This window comes from Streptomyces sp. NPDC058632, assembly GCF_042717095.1.
Taxonomy (GTDB): Bacteria; Actinomycetota; Actinomycetes; order Streptomycetales; family Streptomycetaceae; genus Streptomyces.
On sequence record NZ_JBHXQZ010000023.1, the window covers coordinates 35,779 to 54,521 of the forward strand.

Below are 18,743 nucleotides of genomic sequence, written 5' to 3' on the forward strand. Positions count from 1 at the left end.
CGCAATGACCGACGACACGACCGGCACCCACGGTGCCGTCCTGCAGGAGACCGCCCCCGACGGGAAGCACCCCCTGGTCGAACTCCGCGGGGCCGGCAAGTCCTACGGCAACATCCGCGCCCTGCACGGCGTCGACCTGGCCGTCCACCCCGGCCGCGTGACCTGCGTGCTCGGCGACAACGGCGCCGGCAAGTCCACCCTCATCAAGATCGTCTCCGGGCTGCACCAGCACACCGAGGGCGAGTTCCTCGTCGACGGCACCCCGGTACGGTTCTCCACCCCGCGCGAAGCCCTCGACAAGGGCATCGCCACCGTCTACCAGGACCTCGCCGTCGTCCCGCTGATGCCGGTGTGGCGCAACTTCTTCCTCGGCTCGGAGATGACCAAGGGCCCCTGGCCGGTCCGCCGCCTCGACATCGAGCGGATGAAGAGGACCGCGGACGAGGAACTGCGCAACATGGGCATCGTCCTGGACGACCTGGAACAGCCCATCGGCACCCTCTCCGGCGGCCAGCGCCAGTGCGTGGCCATCGCCCGCGCCGTCTACTTCGGCGCCCGCGTCCTCATCCTGGACGAGCCCACCGCCGCGCTCGGCGTCAAGCAGTCCGGTGTGGTGCTGAAGTACATCGCCGCCGCCCGCGACCGCGGCCTCGGCGTCATCTTCATCACCCACAACCCGCACCACGCCTACATGGTCGGCGACCACTTCAGCGTCCTGCGCCTGGGAACCGGCGAGCTCTCCGCGGCCCGCAGCGAGGTCTCCCTGGAGGAACTCACCAACCACATGGCCGGCGGTACCGAACTCGCCGCACTCAAGCACGAGTTGGCCCAGGTCCGCGGCGTCGACGTCGAGGAGCTCCCCGAGGAGGGAGACCTCCAGGCCCCCGCAGTGGCATCCCCGGAAGGAAAGTCCTGACATGGCAGTCGCGCTCGACCGCATCAGGGTGGGCTCCGCCCCCGACTCCTGGGGTGTCTGGTTCCCCGACGACCCGCAGCAGGTGCCCTGGCAGCGTTTCCTCGACGAGGTCGCCGAGGCCGGCTACTCCTGGATCGAACTCGGCCCCTACGGCTACCTCCCGACCGACCCGGCCCGCCTGGCCGACGAGGTGGAGAAGCGGGACCTCAAGGTCTCCGCCGGCACCATCTTCTGCGGACTGCACCGCGGCCCTTCCGAGTGGGAGTCCACCTGGGAGCAGGTCAGCCGGGTCGCCTCGCTCACCCGGGCCATGGACGCCAAGCACCTGGTCGTCATCCCGTCCTTCTGGCGCGACGACAAGACCGCCGAGATCCTGGAGCCCCCGGAGCTGACCACCGAGCAGTGGGGCCACCTCGCCAAGGGCATGGAACGCCTGGGCCGGGAGGTGCGGGACACCTACGGCCTCGACATCGTCGTCCACCCGCACGCCGACACCCACATCGACACCGAGGAGCACGTCGAGCGCTTCCTCGACTCCACCGACTCCTCCCTGGTCGACCTGTGCCTGGACACCGGGCACTACGCCTACTGCGGCGGCGACAGCGTCAAGCTCATCGAGACCTACGGCGAACGCATCGGCTACCTGCACCTCAAGCAGGTCGACCCGGACATCCTCGCCGACGTGGTCGCGAACGAGATCCCGTTCGGCCCCGCCGTGCAGCGCGGCGTGATGTGCGAACCGCCCGCCGGAGTACCGGAGCTGGGCGCGGTCCTGACCGCAGCCCAGAAACTGGACGTGGACCTGTTCGCGATCGTCGAGCAGGACATGTACCCCTGCGAGCCGGACAAGCCGCTGCCGATCGCGGTCCGCACCCGCAGGTTCCTCCGCTCCTGCGGCGCCTGAGAACCGTCGCCGGACGACCCGGAAGGGAGGCGGGAGCCGTGCACGGCAACCAGCCCCTGGGAATCGCCGTCATCGGCACGGGCCGCATGGGCGCGGACCACGTGCGCCGGATCGACCGGGTGATCAGCGGCGCGCGGGTCGCCGCCGTCGCCGACACCGACGCCGAACGGGCCAAGGCGGTGGCCGCCGGCATCGACGGCTGCACCGCGCACACCGACCCGGCCGCCGCGATGGCGGCGGCCGGCGTCGACGCGGTGCTCATCGCCTCCCCGGGACCGGCCCACGAGACCGCCCTGCTCGCCGCGTTCGAGCTGGACCTGCCCGTCCTGTGCGAGAAGCCGCTCACCCCCGACGCGGCCTCCGCACTGCGCGTCGTCGAAGCCGAACAGGCACTCGGCCACCGCCGGATCCAGGTCGGCTTCATGCGCCGCTACGACGCCGAGTACGTCCGCCTCAAGTCGCTGCTGGAGACGGGGCAGCTGGGCCGCCCCCTGATGCTGCACAACCGGCACCGCAATGTGGCCAGTTCGCCGTTCTTCACCAGCTCCATGCTGATCACCGATTCCGTCTCCCACGAAGTCGACGTCACCCGCTGGCTGCTGGGTCACGAGATCACGGCGGTCACGGTGCTCGCCCCGGCCTCCTCCGCCGGGGCGCCCGACGGGCTGCGCGACCCGCAGTTCGTCGTCCTGGAGACCGACGGCGGCGCGCTGAGCGACGTCGAGATCTTCGTCAACTGCGGCTTCGGCTACCAGGTCCAGGCCGAGGTGGTCTGCGAACGCGGCACCGCCCGCGTCGGCGACGGCCACCACCTGGTCACCAGCACGGCCGGCCGCTGGGGCGGCACCATCACCCAGGACTGGACCGAACGCTTCGCCCAGGCCTACGACGACGAGCTCCGGGCCTGGGTCGCCACCACCCGCCGGGGCGAGGTCGGCGGCCCCAGCGCCTGGGACGGCTACGCGGCGGCCGCCGTCTGCGAGGCCGGCGTCCGGGCCCTGGAGGAGGGCGGCCGGGTGGCGGTCGAACAGGTGGAGAAACCGGCGCTGTACCGGTGAGGCGGCGTGACGCGTGGGTGGGGGCCCTCTCCTGAAGGGCGGCCCCCACCCACGTTGTTCATCCCACCGGCGTCCAGGAGCGCGTACCGCCGCTCACGCCTGACGCACCTCCTCGACGGTGACGGGGCGGTGCTCGTGCAGGGACAGGGTGCAGGCGTCGGCGATCCAGCCCGCCTCCAGGGCGTCCGCCACCGTGCACGGGGACGGCCGGGAGCCGGCCACGACCTCGGTGAACGCGGTGAGTTCGGCGCGGTAGGCGGCGGTGAAGCGGTCCATGAAGAAGTCGTGCGGGATGCCCGCGGGGAAGGTCACCCCGGGCTCCACCGACCGCAGCGGCAGCTTGTCCTCCAGGCCGACCGCGATGGAGTCCGCGAAGCCGTGGATCTCCATGCGGACGTCGTACCCCCGGGCGTTGTGGCGACTGTTGGAGACCACGGCGATGGTGCCGTCGTCCAGGGTGAGGATCGCGCCGGTGGTGTCGGCGTCGCCCGCATCCCTGATGTAGTCGGCGCCCCGGTTGCCGCCGACCGCGTACACCTCGGTCACCTCGCGGCCGGTGACCCAGCGGATGATGTCGAAGTCGTGCACGGAACAGTCGCGGAAGATGCCGCCGGACGCGGCGATGTACGCGGCCGGCGGCGGTGCCGGGTCCAGCGTGGTCGAGCGCACGGTGTGGAGCCCGCCCAGTTCCCCGCCCCGCACGGTCGCCCGCGCGGCGACGAAGCCCGCGTCGAAGCGGCGGTTGTAACCGATCTGGATCGGCACGTCCCGGCCCTCGACCGCCTTCAGCACCCGCACACCCTCGGCCATCGTGCGGGCCACCGGCTTCTCGCAGAACACGGGGACGCCCGCCTCGACACAGGCGAGGATCAGCCCGGGGTGGGCATCGGTCGCCGCGGCGATCACCACGCCGTCCACGCCGGCGGCGAGCACGGCCTCGGGGGAGTCCGCGACCTCGGCGTCGAAGCGCTCGGCGGCGGCCTTCGCGGCGTCCGCGAACGGGTCGGAGACGACGAGCGACTCGACGGAGTCGAGTCCGAAGAGGGTCTCGGCGTGGAAGGCGCCGATACGGCCGAGACCGAGGATTCCGATGCGCATGGGGGTGGTGCTCCTTGGGTGCGGGGTGCGGTCTTGCGTGGGGGAGAGAGTGGGGCGTGGCGGGCGCGGTCCTGTCAGTCGAGGCCGCCGAGGACGTTCTGGTCCCAGTCGATCACGGAGCCGGTCACCACGCCGGAGCGGTCGGACAGCAGCAGGACCACGAAGTCGGCGATCTCGTCCGGCCGGCCCAGCCTGCCCATCGGCAGCCGGGCGGCGGCCCGCTCCTTCCAGTCGTCGCCCGCGCCGTGGAAGGTGCGCTGGGTGGCGTCCTCGCCCTCGGTGGCGGTCCAGCCGATGTTCAGCCCGTTGATCCGGATCCGGTCCCAGCGGTGGGCGTGTGCCGCGTTGCGGGTCAGGCCGATGAGCCCGGCCTTCGCGGCGACGTAGGGGGCCAGGAAGGGCTGCCCGCCGTGCGCCGACGAGGTGATGACGTTGACGATCGTGCCGGGTTCCTCGCGCCGCACCATGTCCGCCACGGCGGCCTGCATGGCGAAGAACGGCGCCTTGAGGTTGATCGCGATGTGCTGGTCGAACAGTTCCGGGGTGGTGTCCAGCAGCGTTCCGCGCGAGGTCAGCCCCGCCGAGTTGACCAGGCAGTCGACCCGGCCGTACGCCCGCACCACCTCGGCGACGGAGCCCTTGGCCTGTTCGGCGTCGGCCAGGTCGGCGCGGACGAACACCGCCTTGCCGCCCGCGGCGGCCAGCTCCGCCACCAGGGCCTCACCGGGCGCGGGGCGGCGTCCGGTGAAGGCCACGACCGCCCCCTCGCGGACCGCGGCCCGCACGACGGCGGCGCCGACGCCCTGGCTGCCGCCGTTGACGAGGACGATCCTGTCATCCAGAAGTCCCATGCCGTTCGGGGGTCCTTTCCGTTCTCGAGCCGGTCGTGCGGGGTGGGGCGGCGTGGTGTCAGCTCTCGCGCCGCTTGGTGCCGGCCCGCAGTGCCTCCCGCAGGGTGCGCACGGTCCAGTTCTCGCGCAGTGCCCGTCGTACGAGGTCCGCCTGCGAGGGCGGAGCCAGGCCGTCGACCGGCGGGTCGTTGTCGAGGTTGGTGGGGAAGGGGTAGCCCTCGGCGCTCGCCGCGATCACGTTCTCCTGCCACTGCTCGCCGGTGCCCTCGGCCCGCGCCCTGAGCAGCACCGGGTAGACGGCTGCCGTCACGGTCTCGCGGTCCACCGTCTCCATGGCCCGCCCGAACGCGGAGGACACCTGGAGCAGGTTGGCCATGCGCCGGATGTCCGCCGAGTGGTTGGCGCCGGCGGCGTGGAACAGGGCCGGGTTGAAGAAGACCGCGTCGCCCTTGGCGAGCGGCAGTTGCACGTGGTGCTCCTCGAAGTACGCCCGGAACCCGGGGAGCCGCCAGGCGAGGTAGCCGGGCCCGTACTTCTGCGAGTGCGGCAGGTACAGCGTGGGACCGGACTCGACGGGCATGTCGCAGTGCGCGACCGCGCCCTGCAGGGTGAGCACGGGGGAGAGATGGTGCACGTGCGTCGGGTAGGCGGCGGCGGCCTCGCCCGAGAGGAAACCGAGGTGGTAGTCGCGGTGCGCGGTCTGGGCCGCGCCGCCCGGGTTGACCACGTTCACCTGGGAGGTGACCTGGTAGCCGGGGCCGAGCCAGGCCGCGGACACCAGCGCGATCACGTCGTTGGCGTAGTAGTCGGCGAAGGCCCGCGGGTCGTGGAGGGCGGCCTTCTCCAGGGCGTTCCACACCCGGTCGTTGGCGCCCGGCCTGGCGAAGTGGTCGCCGGCGGTGGCACCCGTGGCGCGCTGCTCGGCGATCAGGGCGTCGAACACGGCGGTGGCCCGGTCCACGACCGCCGGGTCGGGGAAGGCGCCCCGGACGACCACGATGCCGGGGCCGTCGGCGAGGGCGTGCACCAGCTCGGCCTGGACCTCGCGCCGGTCGGCGAGGGCGAGCCGGCCGGCGTCGTAGAGCAGCACGTTCCGCTCCACGGCGGCGGCGTGCGGGTAGGCGGAACGGTCCGTGGTCCGCTCGACCAGGGCACGGAAGGCGTCCAGGTCGCAGTCCTGCTCGGACAGCCAGGGCCGCTGCCGCGCGGACGGCTGGACCGGGGTGGAAGCGGTGGGGAAGGACATGGTCGTCCTTTCGGGTCACGGGGGACTCGGCTCTGTCATTCTTGTCAGTACAAAGCCTTCGAACAACCAGCAGCCAGCCATCAAAAACCCCTCAGGAGCTCCAGGAGCCGGTCACATGGGCCACCCCTTCCCCATCAGGGAAATCGCACGTCAGGCAGGGTTGAGCGAGGCCACGGTCGACCGGGTGCTCAACGGCCGGGGCGGAGTGCGGGACAGCACCGCGCAGGAGGTGCACCGGGCGATCGCCGACCTGGACCGGCAGCGCACCCAGGTCCGGCTGGTCGGCCGCACGTTCATGGTGGACATCGTGATGCAGTCGCCGGAGCGGTTCTCCACCGCCGTGCGGGCGGCCCTGGAGGCCGAACTCCCCTCCCTGCGCCCGGCCGTGGTCCGCTCCCGCTTCCACTTCCGCGAGACGGGGTCGGTGGGGGAGCTGGTCGCCGCCCTCGACCGGATCGGGCGGCGCGGCTCGCAGGGGGTGGTCCTCAAGGCCCCGGACGTCCCCGAGGTCACCGCCGCCGTCGGCCGGCTCGCGGCGACGGGCATCCCGGTGGTGACGCTGGTGACCGACCTGCCCGCGAGCGCTCGTGTCGGCTACGTCGGCAGCGACAACCGGGCGGCCGGCGCGACCGCCGCGTATCTCATGGGGCAGTGGCTCGGCGACGGCCCCGGCAATGTGCTCACCAGCCTCTCCAGCGGTTTCTTCCGCAACGAGGAGGAGCGCGAGATGGGTTTCCGCAGTGCCATGCGCGCCCGGTACCCCGAGCGCGCCCTGGTGGAGATCGCCGAGGGACAGGGCCTGGACACCACCCAGTACGAGCTCGTGCGGGCGGCCCTGGGCCGCGACCCGGACATCCGCGCGGTCTACTCGATCGGCGGCGGCAACATCGCCACCCTGCGGGCCTTCGAGGACGCGGGGCGCGAGTGTGCCGTGTTCGTCGCGCACGACCTCGACCACGACAACACCCGGCTGCTGCGCGAGCACCGCCTCTCCGCCGTGCTCCACCACGATCTGCGCCACGACCTGCGCGAGGCCTGCCACATCGTGATGCGCGCCCACGGCGCCCTGCCGCCCGCCGGCCCCACCCTCCCCTCCGCGATCCAGGTGGTCACCCCCTACAACATGCCGCCCGGCACGGTGGCCGGGTGACGGCTCGCGGTGAAGGAGCCGCGGCCCGGGCGTGTATCCCCGTCCGGCGGGCCGGGGCTGCCTACGGTCGTGCGCATGAGGAAACCGACCCCGGAAGGCGGGCCCGAGCGGCTGGTGACCCTCGCCGACGGCGTGTTCGCCATCGCCATCACCCTGCTCGTCCTGGACCTCTCCGTGCAGCGGGGACTGAGCCCCGTGGAGTACCACGACGCTCTGCGCGAGCTGTTGCCCAACCTGGGCGCCTACGCGATCAGCCTGGTGGTGCTGGCCGGCTTCTGGCGCGAGCACCGCGCGATCTTCCGTACCGTCCGGCAGGTGGACGGACAGGTGATCTCGCTGACCGTGCTCGGCCTGGGCATCGCGGCACTGCTGCCGTTCCCGACCGCGCTGATCTCGGAGTACGGCGACGAGCGTGTCTCGGTGGTCATCTACTCGGCGGCGGTCGCCGCACTCGGCGGGGTCCATCTCACGCTGGCCGTCCTCCTCGCCGGACGCCCCTGGCTGCGCGGCGACGCGGCCCCGGTGCGGGAGGAGGAGCTCTCCATCGCCGACCTGGGCTCGACGGTGGCGGTGTTCCTCGTGACCATCCCGCTGGCCCTGGTCGTCGGGCCCGCCGCCATGTGGTGGTGGCTGGTGCTGGTGCCGCTCAAGGTCTGGCTGGGCCGCCGGGAGAGCGCGGCCCGCTGAAACGTCACGAGGAGGCATCCACCGTCACCCAGGCCCCGTTCCCGGCCGAGCGCACCATCGCGTCCAGTACGGCCGCGCTGCGCACGGCGTCGGTGAGCGTGGCACCGTACTCGGCGTCCTCGGCGACGGAGCGCAGGAAGCGGTGGGCCTCGATGACCTTCAGGTCGTCGTAGCCCATGGCGTTCGCCGCGCCCGGCTGGAAGGCGCCGAACTCGCCGTCGCCCGGACCGACGTGGACCGTGCTCACCGGCTGGTCCTGGTAGGCGGTGCCGCGGCTGACGCCGAGTTCGTTCATCCGGCGGAAGTCCCAGAACACGGCGCCCTGGGTGCCGTGCACCTCGAAGCCGTAGTTGTTCTGCTCGCCGACCGAGACCCGGCAGGCCTCCAGCACCCCGCGCGCGCCGGAGGCGAAGCGCAGCAGGCAGTTGACGTAGTCCTCGTTCTCCACCGGGCCGAGTTCGCCGCCACTGGCGCGGGCGTGGCCGGCCGTGGCACCGGCCGGGCGGGCCCGCTCGGGCAGGAAGATCGCCGTGTCGGCGGTCAGCGAGGCGATGTCGCCGAGCAGGAAGCAAGCCAGGTCGGCGCCGTGCGAGGCCAGGTCGCCGAGCACTCCGCTGCCACCGCGCTCCCGTTCGTAGCGCCAGGTCAGGGCGGACTCGGGGTGGGCGGCGTAGTCGCTGAACAGGCGGATGCGGACATGGGTGACGGTACCGATGTCGCCGGCGGCGATCAGGGCACGGGCCGCCTCGACGGCGGGCGCGTTGCGGTAGTTGAAGCCCACCGCGCTGCGGACGCCGGCCTTGGCGACGGCGTCCGACACCGCGCGGGCGTCCTCGGCGGTGAGACCGACCGGCTTCTCGATCCAGATGTGCTTGCCGGCCTCGGCCATCGCGACGCCGATCTCACGGTGCAGGAAGTTCGGGGCCGTGATGCTGACCGCCCGGACCCGCGGATCGGCGGCCACGTCGCGCCAGTCGCGGGTGGTGCGGGCGAACCCGAACTGCGCGGCGGCCTCCTCGGCCCGGCCCGGCACCTCCTCGGCGACAGTGATCAGCTCCGGACGCAGGGCGAGCTGCGGATAGTGGTGCGGCACGCGCGTGTACGCCTGGGTGTGCACCCGCCCCATCCAGCCGAATCCGATGACGGCGACACCGAGCGTATCCACCATGAGAGCCCTTCCTCGGACCGTTCCGTGACCGGACCGTTCCCTGTTCCGTCCATCATTGTCCAGACAAACCTTGAGTGTGCACAGGTGAGGGTGTCAAGGAGAGCGCCGGACGGGAGGCTTCTTGTCTGCAATGAAGCGAACGAAATTGTTGACCATTCTGTCTGGATAGGGTTAGGGTCACCAGGCACCCACTCAGGGGAGAGCGACGATGCCCGACCAAGTCCGCCCGAGCACCGGGGAGCAGGCCAAGCAGCACGCCGTCGCGCAGTTGCGACAGACGATCCTGCGCGGCGAGATGGCGCCGGCCCAGCGGTTGGTGGAGAACGAGCTCGCCGAACAGTTCGGGGTGACCCGGGCCAGCATCCGGGCGGCGCTCATCGACCTCGAGGCCCAGGGCCTGGTCGAGCGGATCCGCAACCGCGGCTCCCGGGTGCGGGTGGTCACCGTGGAGGAAGCGGTCGCCATCACCGAATGCCGGATGGTGCTCGAAGGGCTGTGCGCGGCCAAGACCGCCGCCACGGCCGACGACGCGCAACTGGCCCGACTCACCGAACTGGGCACGGCCATGACCAAGGCCGTGGCCGACGGCGAACCCCTCACCTACTCCCAGCTCAACCAGGAACTCCACACCCGCATCCAGGAGTTCTCCGGCCAGCGCACAGCCGTGGCCCTGCTGGACCGCCTCAACGGCCAACTGGTGCGCCACCGTTTCCAGTTGGCGCTCAGACCGGGACGCTCGCAGCACTCCCTGACCGAGCACCTGGCCATGATCGAAGCGATCAGGGACAGGGACCCGGAGGCGGCCGAGGCCGCCGTCCGCGCCCACCTCACCAGCGTGATCGAGGCGCTGCGCGGCTGACAGCCGGTCGGTCGTCCGGCGCTGCGAGGCGAGCGCCGCACGGCGTCTTCGGAGCATCCCCGCATGCGGTAGGGTTGACCTGCGTGATCACGCGGTTCACCCCGCGGACCGCATCGGGACGTGGCGCAGCTTGGTAGCGCACTTGACTGGGGGTCAAGGGGTCGCAGGTTCAAATCCTGTCGTCCCGACTCGTGAGAGTCACAGATCAGGGCCGGCTTCGGAGACATCCGAAACCGCCTTTGATCATTCCTGGGGGCCGGCTGGAGGCGGACGTTGCCCCGGACCAGCGCGATCGGGTCGCCGAGCCGCATGCGAGTTCAGTGGTGCGGCGCGTCCACCGCGGGGCTGCGCCGGTGCTCCCCCGGAAGGAAGGTCACCTGGGGGGCGCCCGTGCGCGGATGGACGGTCACCTCGCCCGCGACCGCGTACACGTCGGCCAGCAGTTGGGGCGTGAGGACCTCGGCGGGCGGGCCGAAGGCCACGACCTCGCCTTCGCACAGGACGTGGAGGCGGTCGCAGTAATACGCGGCCAGGTTCAGGTCGTGCAGAGCCAGCAGCACGGTCGCCGGCAGCCGGCGCAGCACGCCCAGGACATCCAACTGGTGGCGGATGTCCAGGTGGTTGGTCGGTTCGTCGAGTACGAGCAGGGTGGGCCGCTGGGCGAGGGCACGAGCGATGAGGACGCGTTGGCGTTCGCCGCCCGAGAGCCGGTCGAAGCGGCGGCCGGCCAGGTGGACGGCATCCACCGCGGCGAGTGCGTCGTCGATGACGGCGGCGTCCTCCGCCGTGTCGCCGGCCAGCAGCCGCTGGTGCGGGGTGCGGCCCATGGCGACGACCTCACGGACGGTGAGGTCGAAGTCCGTGGCCGAGTCCTGCACGACCGCCGCCACCGTGCGGGCCAGTTGCCGTACGGGCACCGACCGGACGTCGGTGCCGTCGACGCGGACCGTCCCCGCGACGGGGCGCAGCACGCGGTAGACGGCTCTGAGCAGGCTGGACTTGCCGCTGCCGTTGGGACCGACCACCCCGATCACCTGCCCCGCGGACGCGGTCAGTGACACGTCGCGCACCAGGTGGCGCGCACCGGCGGTGAGGGTGACGCCCTCCACGGACAGGTCGGTCGCGGCGCTCATGCCACTCCTCGGTCGGTGTTCCGCCGGGCGTCCCGGCGCATCAGCCACAGGAAGAACGGCCCGCCGCACAGCGCCGTGAGCACGCCGACCGGTATCTCCAGGGGCGCGGCGATCGTACGGGCGGCGATGTCGGCCCAGATCAGGAAGACCGCCCCGGCGAGCGCGGCCGTGGGAAGCACCCGGCGGTGCTCGCCGCCGACGAACAGGCGCACGATGTGCGGCAGCATCAGGCCGACGAAGCCGATCGGGCCGGCCGCCGCGACCAGGACGCCTGTGACCAGGGAGAGCAGGACGAACATCCGGGCCCGGAAGCGGGCCACGTCCAGCCCCATGGTCGTCGCCGCCTCCTCACCGGCCAGCAGCAGGTTCAGGTTCCGGGCCTGCACCAGGAGAACGCCGATCCCCAGCAGCACCGCCAGACCCGGCAGCCACAGAGTGCCCCAGTTGACGCCACCGAGGCCGCCGAGGGTCCAGGCGAGCACGGCCCGGGCCTCGTTGCCGCGGTCGGTGGTGAGCAGCAGCAGGTTGAGCACGGCGGTGAGCACCGCCGCGATCGCCACTCCGGACAGGATCAGACGCGTCGAGGTGATGCGTCCGCCGGTGCGGGCGGTGGAGTAGACGAGCAGCAGTGCGCCGAGGGCACCGGCGAACGCGGCGGCGGACAGGGAGAGGGGGCCGACGAAGCTGACGCCGAAGACGATGACCGCGACCGCGCCGAGGGACGCCCCGGAGGAGACCCCGAGCAGGTAGGGCTCGGCGAGCGGGTTGCGCACCAGCGCCTGCAGGGCGGTGCCCACCACCGCGAGGCCGGCGCCGGTCACGGCTCCGAGCAGGACACGCGGCGCCCGTACGTCCAGCACGATGGTCTCCCGTGCACCGGACCAGTCCGGCCCCGCCCAGTCGGCGCCCAGCGCGTGCGTCACGATGCCCCAGACCTGGCCGGGCGGTACCTGGACCGAGCCGATGGCCAGGCCCGCCGTCGCGGAGGCCACGAGCAGAACGGCCAGCACGAGCAGGATGCCGGCCATGGTCGTGCGGCCCTCTCTGCGCCCCTCCGCCGAAACCGGGCCGGCGGATGTCCCGGTGACGGTGCGCGTCACCGGAAGCTCTGGGGATGCAGCCCGCGGGCCAGGTTCTCGACCGCGTACGCCGACCGGATGCCGATCAGGGTCGCGGTCAGCGGCAGGACGACGAACCGCTTGTTCCTGACGGCGGGCACGTCGGCGAGAGCGGGTTGGGAGAGCAGGAACCTCTTCTTCTGTTCGACGCTGCCGGCGCCGGCGTAGTCGTAGATGGCGATCACCTCGGGCCTGCGCTCGACAACCTGTTCCCAGGAGACGTCACCGAAGACCTCGTCGAGGTCGGCGAAGACGTTCTCTCCGCCGGCCAGCCGGATCAGCTCGGTGCCCAGGCCCTTGCCGCCCGCGGTGAAGGCGCTCTTGTCGCCGCTGTCGTAGACGAAGACCGGTACCTCCGGCTCTCCTTCGACGGCGGACGCGGCCCTGCCGACCCTGCCCCGGAGGTCGGCGACCAGCTTGTCGGCACGGTCGGACACGTCGAAGATCCTGCCTATGGTGCGGACCTCGGCGTAGGTGTCCTCCATCGTCAGCTGCTTCTCGCCGCAGTACTCGCGGTTGAGGTACGTGTCGATGCCGGCATCGGCGAACGCCTCACGGGAACGGCCCTCGTTCTCGGCGAAGGCGCTGCCGTAACCGCCGTAGACGAAGTCGGGCCCGGTGTCGAGGATCTTCTCGAACGACGGTTCCCTCTCGGCGAGTTCCGGTATCGCCTCGAAGTCCTCCCTCAGTTCCGGCAGTACGGCCGAGTCGGGGAAGGCGGTGCCCACCATGCGGTCCTTCAGGCCGAGGGCGAGCATCAGCTCCGCGGGGTGCTGGTGGATGGTGACCACCCTGGACGGCGGTGCGCCGTACGTCGTCCGCACACCGCAGTTGCCGATGGTGAGGGGAAAGCCTTCGGGCGCGGTCGCGGTGGCCTTCGCGTCGCCGGTGCTGTCGTCGGGCGAGCCGCAGCCGGCGGTCAGCAGGGTCGCCGACAGCGCGGCCGCCGCGGCCGTCGTGCGAAGGGAGCGGCGCTTTCGTGCAGGGGTGAGTAAGGGAAACACGTGAAGCCTCCTGGAGTCCGCGCTCCTCGGGACGGGCCCGCGACAGGCCAGTGTCCTGACTCCCGGATCGACGTTCCCCCCGCCTTCCCGCGCGGCGCGCAGTGGCGTGTCGGAGGGGCGCTCCCCGGTCACAGTGGCGGGACCGTGCCGGATTCGCACCGGCTTCCTGTCTCCCGTCGCGGCGATGACCAGGTAATACTACGTTTCTTGGGGGGAGGGCGAAAGGGCGTACGGGACCGGCCGTACGCCCCCGCTGCCGTCAGCTCCCGCGGACCGCCCGCAGGACGAGCCGCTCGGCGTTCTCGTCGTAGGGACGGCCGTCGAAACCGCCGAAGACCTCCACACGGGCAAAGCCCGCCTCCTCGGCCATTCGGCGCAGTTCCACCGCGCTGTACACGAACCACACCAAGGTGGCCCGCGTGACCCGCTCCCCGCGGACCAGCACCCAGTCGCTGCGCAGCCGGGCCCAGTCGTCGAGCACGGTGTCGGTCTGCACCATCAGGTCGTCACCGCGCCGCACCACCTTGGGCGGGACGACCTTGCGGGCCAGCAGTTCCTTGCCCGCGAGGTCCAGGACCAGGGTGCCGCCCGGAACCAGACAGGTGTGCATGGTGCGCAGCACGCGTACGTTGTCGTCGGGATCCTCGAAGTACCCGAACGACGTGAACATGTTGAGGACGACGTCGAAACCCTCCGGCGCCTTGTACCGGCGCGCGTCGGCCTGTACGTAGGCGACCCGGGCACCGGCGTCGGCCGACCGCTTGCGAGCCCGGTCCAGCATGGCCGGGCTGAGGTCCACTCCGGTCACCTCATGGCCGCGGCGGGCGAGCGGCACGGTGAACACCCCCGGCCCGCAACACAGGTCCAGCACCCGCGACCCGGGCGGGAGGGACAGCAGGGGAGAGGTCTCCAGCAGTTCCTCGGCCTGTCGGTAGCGCTGCTCGGAGAAGAGGAAGTCGTGGAACTCGGTCCAGAAGTCATCGTCCTGGAACCCACCCGTCCGTGTCATGCCGCGTCAGCGCTCCTTCGTCGTTGCCGTGGGGGAAGGGCCGTTGTGCCGTACGGCGGCGCAGCGGCAGTAACACAAGGGGAAGCAGGAGACACTGAGCGGCGGCCAGGAGCCAGAACGAGCCGGTGTCCCCGGCCCGCTCGCCGAGGCCGTACAGTTGCCCGCCCAGCAGGCCGCTCGCGCAGGCGCCCAGGCCCGCGGCAAGCCGCTGCTGACCGAAGACCACGGCGTCGGAACGGGGGCTGCGGCGCAGCGCCTCCAGGTCGTTCTTCAGGAACAGCACGATGTCGCCCAGGGTGATCAGCGCACCGCCCGCAAGCAGTGCCGCACGGGTGCCGATCGCCAGGACGGCCAGCCCGGCCGCCAGCCCGGTGAAACCGACCGCCAGGGCGAGGGCGTACGGCATACGCCGGATCAGGCCGGAGGCGAAGGGCTGCACGACGACGACCAGCGTGAAGCAGAGCAGAAGCACCAGGCTGTAGAACTCGCTCGAGGCCCGCTCGACGGCGTACACCGCCAGGAAGTGCTGGAAGTGGAAGTAGAGGTAGAACGCCAGCGCGTTGGCGGCGAAAGGCAGGACGGCCACGCCGGCCAGGAGACCGCTGCGGCCGGTGTCCGGGGTGGAGGTTCCTTTCCCGCCCGCGTCGGGCAGCCGGGCGTGGCCCGCCGTGACCACGAGGAACAGGGCCGTGACGGCCGCGAACAGCCAGCCGGGCGAGGACAGTACGAACGGCCCGGCGACCAGAGGGCCTACAGCCATGCCCGCGTTGAGCGCCGCGTTGCCCGCCGACAGGAACGCCGGGCGACGCTCGTCGTCCACGCCGTGCACCAGATACGCCTTGTTGGCCGGCAGGTAGAGCGCGGCGCCACAGCACGTCAGGATCAGCGCGCCGACAGCCAGCGGCGGCCAGCGCAACGCCGTCAGCAGGCCGACGAAACCGGCCGTGCGGATCAGGAGCGCCCACAGCATCGTGCGGCGCAGCCCGATCCGGTCCGCCAGCGCCCCGCCCACGATGCCGCCGGAGAACTGCACGAGGGAGGCCACGGCGAGAACGGCGCCGATCGCGCCGAGATTCATACCGAGCCGTTCATGCAGGAACACCGACATGAACGGCAGGACCATGAAGCTGCCGAGCGGAATCAGGAAAGAGCTGAGCAGCAGGAAGCGCGGCGGGCCGTCGAGCGGGAACAGCCCGGCTCGCGGACCCGCCTCCCGCTCGGGGCGTTCAGCCACCGGAGACCTTCCGGCCGGCGCGGCCGGGGAACGGGTGGGTGAGCACACGCAGGGCGTTGGCTGCGGCCACCGCCCGGTGTGTGGCGAGCTCGGCCGTCTCGGCCTCGGCGTAGACGATGCCCGCGTACCCGCGGCTGTCGCCCAGGTGCTCGACGGGATCGCCGATCCTCTTGACCGGGTACCAGGCCGGCGCTCCCGGCATGCCCGCCAGGCGGTCGAGCCCGGCGACCCCGGTGAAGACGCCGGGTGCGGCCGGGTAGCCCAGGACGAAGGCCACGGCCGGACCACCGGGCGGCTCGGCGTCGATCAGACGGGGCCGGCGGCCGAGAGCGGTCTCGACCATCGCCTCGTACACGTTGGTGCCGAGCGCCCGGCACAGGCCCTCGCCGACCAGCGCGCCGCCGATCCGGGGATTGACCTCCACCACCTCCGGGCCGTCGGCGGTCAGCACGAACTCGACGTGTGCGAAGCGGTCGGTGTACCCGATGGCGGCCAGCACCTCACCGAGCCACTCCTCCAGAGAAGCCCGCAGATCCCCTGGGAAGACCACGGGAAAGGCGGTGATCTCCTCACGGAAGTGCGGCTCCGGTGACATGAGTCTGCTGGCGACACCGAGCAGGCGGGTGCGGCCCGCCCAGGTGAGGGTTTCGGCGCTGTACACCGGGCCACTGAAGTAGGGCTCGGCGAACAGCCGGCCCTTCAGGTGCCGCCCGGCCGCCTCGCCCAGGGCGGCGTCCAGTTCCCCCGGGTTCCGGGTCAGCCAGACGTTCTGGCTTCCGGTGCCCGCGGTGTCCTTGAGGACCGCGGGCAGTCCGACCTCCTTGAGCAGCAGTTCCCGTGTGTCGGCCGCGGAGCCGGTGGTCTCGACGGCTCGTCCGCGTGTGAGACCGGCTTCGTGCAACCGGTTGCGTACGGCGGCCTTGTCCCGGGCCAGCCGCAGGACGGCGGGGTCGAGGCCGGGCAGGCCGAAGCGGGCGGTGAGGTCGGCTCCGACCAGGGTCCAGGTGTCGGTGGAGCTGATCAGACCGCGCAGATCCCGGGTCCGGTGCAGCAGACCGGCCACCCGCTCCACGTCGAAGGTGTCGGTCTCGACGACGTCGAGGGAGCCGGCGGGCAGCCGGTCCAGCTCGTACGCGTAGAAGGAGGGGTCGCGGGTCAGCAGCAGCAGGCGCTCGCCGAGTGTGCCGGCCGCGCGTACCAGGTGTCCGAGACCGAAGGTCAGTGACTCCAGGCAGACCACGGTCATACGGCCCGCTCCTTCCAGCGTGCCGGGCAGGCGGTGCGCTGCCACGTCATCCTCGACCAGGGCATGGTCATCTCCTCCGGGGCGCGGACCTCCGCGGGTTTCAGCGCGGCGGGGTCCTGGGCCTCCCTGTGCCGGGCGAAGACGCGCTCGACGTAACGGTGTCCGGTGTCGGCGCCGACGACCAGGTGCAGCCGGTCGGGATGGCGGCGGGCCTCGTACATCGCGGCCAGGTAACCGGCGCCGGTGGACAGTCCGGCGAAGACCGCGTGCTCGCGCAGCAGGGCGACCGTGCCGGACATCGCGTGGGTGAAGTCCAGCCAGTGCACGGTGTCGTAGAGGTGGTGGCGGACGTTGTCGAAGACGATGGACGACCCGATGCCGGCGATGATCGCTTCGGGGTCGTGGTGGTCCTGGCTGCCGAAGGTGACGCTGCCGAAGGGCTGGACGCCCACCAGCCGCACAAAGGGGTCCATGACCCGCAGACGTTCCACGATACCGCCCGTCGATGCCCCCGACCCCACCCCGCCGACCACGGTCAGTGCGGTGCCCGGAAACGCTGCCGCGATCCGGTCGGCGACCTCGTGGTAGCCGAGGTAGTGGACGTCGTCGTGGTACTGGCGCATCCAGTGGCAGTCGGGACGCCCGGCGAGCATCTCGCGCACCCGGCGCACCCGGAGCTCCTGGTCGAGTCCGAGATTCCGCGAGGGCCGGACCTGTTCGACGGTGGCGCCGAGAACCTCCAGCTGGGCGAGTGTGGTGGCGTCGACGGTGGTGGACGCGATGATGTGACACCGCATGCCGTACCGGTGGCAGGCCAGCGCCAGTGCGTAGGCGTAGATGCCGCTGGAGCTGTCGATCAGGGTCTGTCCCGGTCGGACCGTGCCCCTCTCGAGCAGATGACGCACGGCGGTGAGCGCCGAGTAGATCTTCATGGACTCGAACCGGAGCAGGACCACTCCGTCGGTGAGTCGCACCAGGTCCGGAACCTTCAGGGCGTCGGCGATGTGGGGGTGGATCACCCGTAGCCTCCTTGGGCGAATGAGCACTGGTGGCCGAGCGAGTGGAAGAACGCGGACAGTTCGGACTTGACGTCGGGGTCCAGGCGCCGGGTGAAGAGGTAGCCGATCAGACAGCCGGTGTGCGCGACGAAGATCCCGTCGGCGCCGAACCGCTCGCGGCGGGCGAGGAGGCTGCCGAAAGCCGCCTTGGGCAGCACCTCCTGGGACAACGTGGCGCTGACGGTCGCGGCACGGGCGACGGCGGCCGAGTCGCCTGAGGCGAAGCCCTTGAGGAGATCGGTCAGACACCGCTCGTACTCCTCCCCGCGCCGCCGGTAGTGCTCGAGCAGCCGTCCGGTGACGGCATGGGTGTCCACGGTGCCGGGCTCGGTGACGAAGGCGGTGTGGAAGCCGACGTCCGTGCCCAGCCTCCTCACCACCCGGTGCCGGCCGCTGAGGTGCAGCGCGAACTCGTCGAGGAAGACGCTGTCGGTGCGTTCGATCGCCGCCAGGATCCCGAGCACCACGTCCATGTCACAGGACAGAGAGAAGATGTGGAAAAGGCAGCGCAGGGTGGCCACGATGTCCGCGGTCGAACTGGCCATTCCCACGCCCACCCGCAGATCGGAGTGCGCGCTCCACTCGCCCGGCGGCAGGGTGAGGCCGTAGTGCTCCAGGAAGAGCCGGGTCGCGGCCACCGCCTTCTCGCCGAGCGGTGGTGGCTGCGGCGGACCGGCCGCAGTCCCCGGGGTGAAGTACACCCAGGAATGGCGGTTCACGGGAAAGGACACCACCGCGATGTCCGGATCGGCGCCTGCCCGCAACGGCCCCTGGTACAGCTCGCCCAGGGTGCCGTGGCAGACACCGGACAGGGTGCCGCGCTCCGGCGGCCCCTGTCCCTTTCGGTCGCGTGCGGCCGGGGCCGGCACGACCCGTTCCGGCCCACTGGGCGAAGAGGCGGCCGTGAACCGGCACAGCCGATGAGCGCTCGCTGGGTCACGCACGCGTTCTCCTCCGTCCCGAGTCCTGTACACCGCAAGGGAAGGAGGCGCGGTCACACGCAA

Annotated in this window: 18 protein-coding genes, 1 tRNA gene and 1 riboswitch; of the genes, 7 read left to right on the forward strand and 12 right to left on the reverse strand. The window is 71.6% G+C overall.

Translation table 11 applies throughout. The features are described 5' to 3' along the window. The first annotated feature begins 4 nt into the window (after nucleotides 1–4). From ACFWVE_RS11620 to ACFWVE_RS11630, 3 genes are read left to right on the forward strand one after another with little or no spacing between them, the layout of a single operon-like run. A complete protein-coding gene (locus ACFWVE_RS11620) occupies nucleotides 5–916 on the forward strand; it encodes an ATP-binding cassette domain-containing protein (protein ID WP_384011221.1) in 912 nt (303 codons plus the stop codon). Between the two features lies 1 nt (nucleotide 917). After that, the gene (locus ACFWVE_RS11625; RefSeq protein WP_384011224.1) at nucleotides 918–1,820 is read left to right on the forward strand and encodes a sugar phosphate isomerase/epimerase family protein; all 903 of its coding nucleotides are present in this window, start codon (nucleotides 918–920) and stop codon (nucleotides 1,818–1,820) included. Nucleotides 1,821–1,858: 38 nt separating this feature from the next. Next, on the forward strand, nucleotides 1,859–2,878 hold the full coding sequence (locus ACFWVE_RS11630) for a Gfo/Idh/MocA family protein (RefSeq protein WP_384011227.1): 1,020 nt from the start codon (nucleotides 1,859–1,861) through the stop codon (nucleotides 2,876–2,878). A 93-nt stretch (nucleotides 2,879–2,971) separates the two neighbouring features. On the opposite strand, the gene ACFWVE_RS11635 is transcribed toward ACFWVE_RS11630, so the two are convergent. The 3 genes from ACFWVE_RS11635 to ACFWVE_RS11645 form a co-directional block, all read right to left on the reverse strand. Continuing rightward, the gene (locus ACFWVE_RS11635; RefSeq protein WP_384011231.1) at nucleotides 2,972–3,976 is read right to left on the reverse strand and encodes a Gfo/Idh/MocA family oxidoreductase; all 1,005 of its coding nucleotides are present in this window, start codon (nucleotides 3,974–3,976) and stop codon (nucleotides 2,972–2,974) included. Between the two features lie 74 nt (nucleotides 3,977–4,050). After that, the gene (locus ACFWVE_RS11640) at nucleotides 4,051–4,827 is read right to left on the reverse strand and encodes an SDR family oxidoreductase (protein WP_384011233.1); all 777 of its coding nucleotides are present in this window, start codon (nucleotides 4,825–4,827) and stop codon (nucleotides 4,051–4,053) included. A gap of 58 nt (nucleotides 4,828–4,885) precedes the next feature. Further along, nucleotides 4,886–6,073 (reverse strand): phytanoyl-CoA dioxygenase family protein, encoded by a 1,188-nt coding sequence (locus ACFWVE_RS11645; protein ID WP_384011236.1) that lies wholly within the window; start codon nucleotides 6,071–6,073, stop codon nucleotides 4,886–4,888. 115 nt (nucleotides 6,074–6,188) lie between these two features. Between ACFWVE_RS11645 and ACFWVE_RS11650 the strand changes: the two genes are divergently transcribed. Together ACFWVE_RS11650 and ACFWVE_RS11655 are read left to right on the forward strand one after the other, a co-directional pair. Then, nucleotides 6,189–7,223 (forward strand): LacI family DNA-binding transcriptional regulator, encoded by a 1,035-nt coding sequence (locus ACFWVE_RS11650; protein WP_384011238.1) that lies wholly within the window; start codon nucleotides 6,189–6,191, stop codon nucleotides 7,221–7,223. Between the two features lie 75 nt (nucleotides 7,224–7,298). Further along, nucleotides 7,299–7,910: a TMEM175 family protein gene (locus ACFWVE_RS11655; RefSeq protein WP_384011240.1), complete on the forward strand. Its 612-nt coding sequence runs from the start codon at nucleotides 7,299–7,301 to the stop codon at nucleotides 7,908–7,910. Between the two features lie 4 nt (nucleotides 7,911–7,914). On the opposite strand, the gene ACFWVE_RS11660 is transcribed toward ACFWVE_RS11655, so the two are convergent. Continuing rightward, entirely contained in the window at nucleotides 7,915–9,078 is a 1,164-nt protein-coding gene (locus ACFWVE_RS11660; RefSeq protein WP_384011243.1) for a Gfo/Idh/MocA family protein, read from the reverse strand. Nucleotides 9,079–9,286: 208 nt separating this feature from the next. On the opposite strand from ACFWVE_RS11660, the gene ACFWVE_RS11665 reads away from it, so the two are divergent. After that, on the forward strand, nucleotides 9,287–9,937 hold the full coding sequence (locus ACFWVE_RS11665) for a GntR family transcriptional regulator (protein ID WP_384011245.1): 651 nt from the start codon (nucleotides 9,287–9,289) through the stop codon (nucleotides 9,935–9,937). A gap of 114 nt (nucleotides 9,938–10,051) precedes the next feature. Next, nucleotides 10,052–10,125 (forward strand) — tRNA-Pro (locus ACFWVE_RS11670). Between the two features lie 129 nt (nucleotides 10,126–10,254). On the opposite strand, the gene ACFWVE_RS11675 is transcribed toward ACFWVE_RS11670, so the two are convergent. The 8 genes from ACFWVE_RS11675 to ACFWVE_RS11710 all read right to left on the reverse strand — a co-directional run bounded on the left by ACFWVE_RS11675 (nucleotide 10,255) and on the right by ACFWVE_RS11710 (nucleotide 18,683). Then, a complete protein-coding gene (locus ACFWVE_RS11675) occupies nucleotides 10,255–11,070 on the reverse strand; it encodes an ABC transporter ATP-binding protein (RefSeq protein ID WP_384011247.1) in 816 nt (271 codons plus the stop codon). Further along, nucleotides 11,067–12,170 (reverse strand): FecCD family ABC transporter permease, encoded by a 1,104-nt coding sequence (locus tag ACFWVE_RS11680; RefSeq protein WP_384011249.1) that lies wholly within the window; start codon nucleotides 12,168–12,170, stop codon nucleotides 11,067–11,069. The genes ACFWVE_RS11675 and ACFWVE_RS11680 overlap by 4 nt, the downstream gene beginning before the upstream one ends. Continuing rightward, the gene (locus ACFWVE_RS11685) at nucleotides 12,167–13,192 is read right to left on the reverse strand and encodes an ABC transporter substrate-binding protein (RefSeq protein ID WP_384011251.1); all 1,026 of its coding nucleotides are present in this window, start codon (nucleotides 13,190–13,192) and stop codon (nucleotides 12,167–12,169) included. The genes ACFWVE_RS11680 and ACFWVE_RS11685 overlap by 4 nt, the downstream gene beginning before the upstream one ends. 27 nt (nucleotides 13,193–13,219) lie before the next feature. Next, nucleotides 13,220–13,400: riboswitch (cobalamin riboswitch) on the reverse strand. Between the two features lie 51 nt (nucleotides 13,401–13,451). Beyond that, entirely contained in the window at nucleotides 13,452–14,201 is a 750-nt protein-coding gene (locus ACFWVE_RS11690) for a class I SAM-dependent methyltransferase (protein WP_384011253.1), read from the reverse strand. Beyond that, a complete protein-coding gene (locus ACFWVE_RS11695) occupies nucleotides 14,170–15,435 on the reverse strand; it encodes an MDR family MFS transporter (protein WP_384011255.1) in 1,266 nt (421 codons plus the stop codon). Before ACFWVE_RS11695 ends, ACFWVE_RS11690 begins: the two co-directional genes overlap by 32 nt. Continuing rightward, entirely contained in the window at nucleotides 15,428–16,681 is a 1,254-nt protein-coding gene (locus ACFWVE_RS11700; RefSeq protein ID WP_384011258.1) for an ATP-grasp domain-containing protein, read from the reverse strand. The genes ACFWVE_RS11695 and ACFWVE_RS11700 overlap by 8 nt, the downstream gene beginning before the upstream one ends. Then, entirely contained in the window at nucleotides 16,678–17,700 is a 1,023-nt protein-coding gene (locus ACFWVE_RS11705) for a cysteine synthase family protein (RefSeq protein WP_384011260.1), read from the reverse strand. Before ACFWVE_RS11705 ends, ACFWVE_RS11700 begins: the two co-directional genes overlap by 4 nt. Continuing rightward, nucleotides 17,697–18,683, reverse strand: a complete 987-nt coding sequence (locus ACFWVE_RS11710) for a hypothetical protein (RefSeq protein ID WP_384011263.1) — start codon at nucleotides 18,681–18,683, stop codon at nucleotides 17,697–17,699. The genes ACFWVE_RS11705 and ACFWVE_RS11710 overlap by 4 nt, the downstream gene beginning before the upstream one ends. Nucleotides 18,684–18,743 lie beyond the last annotated feature (60 nt).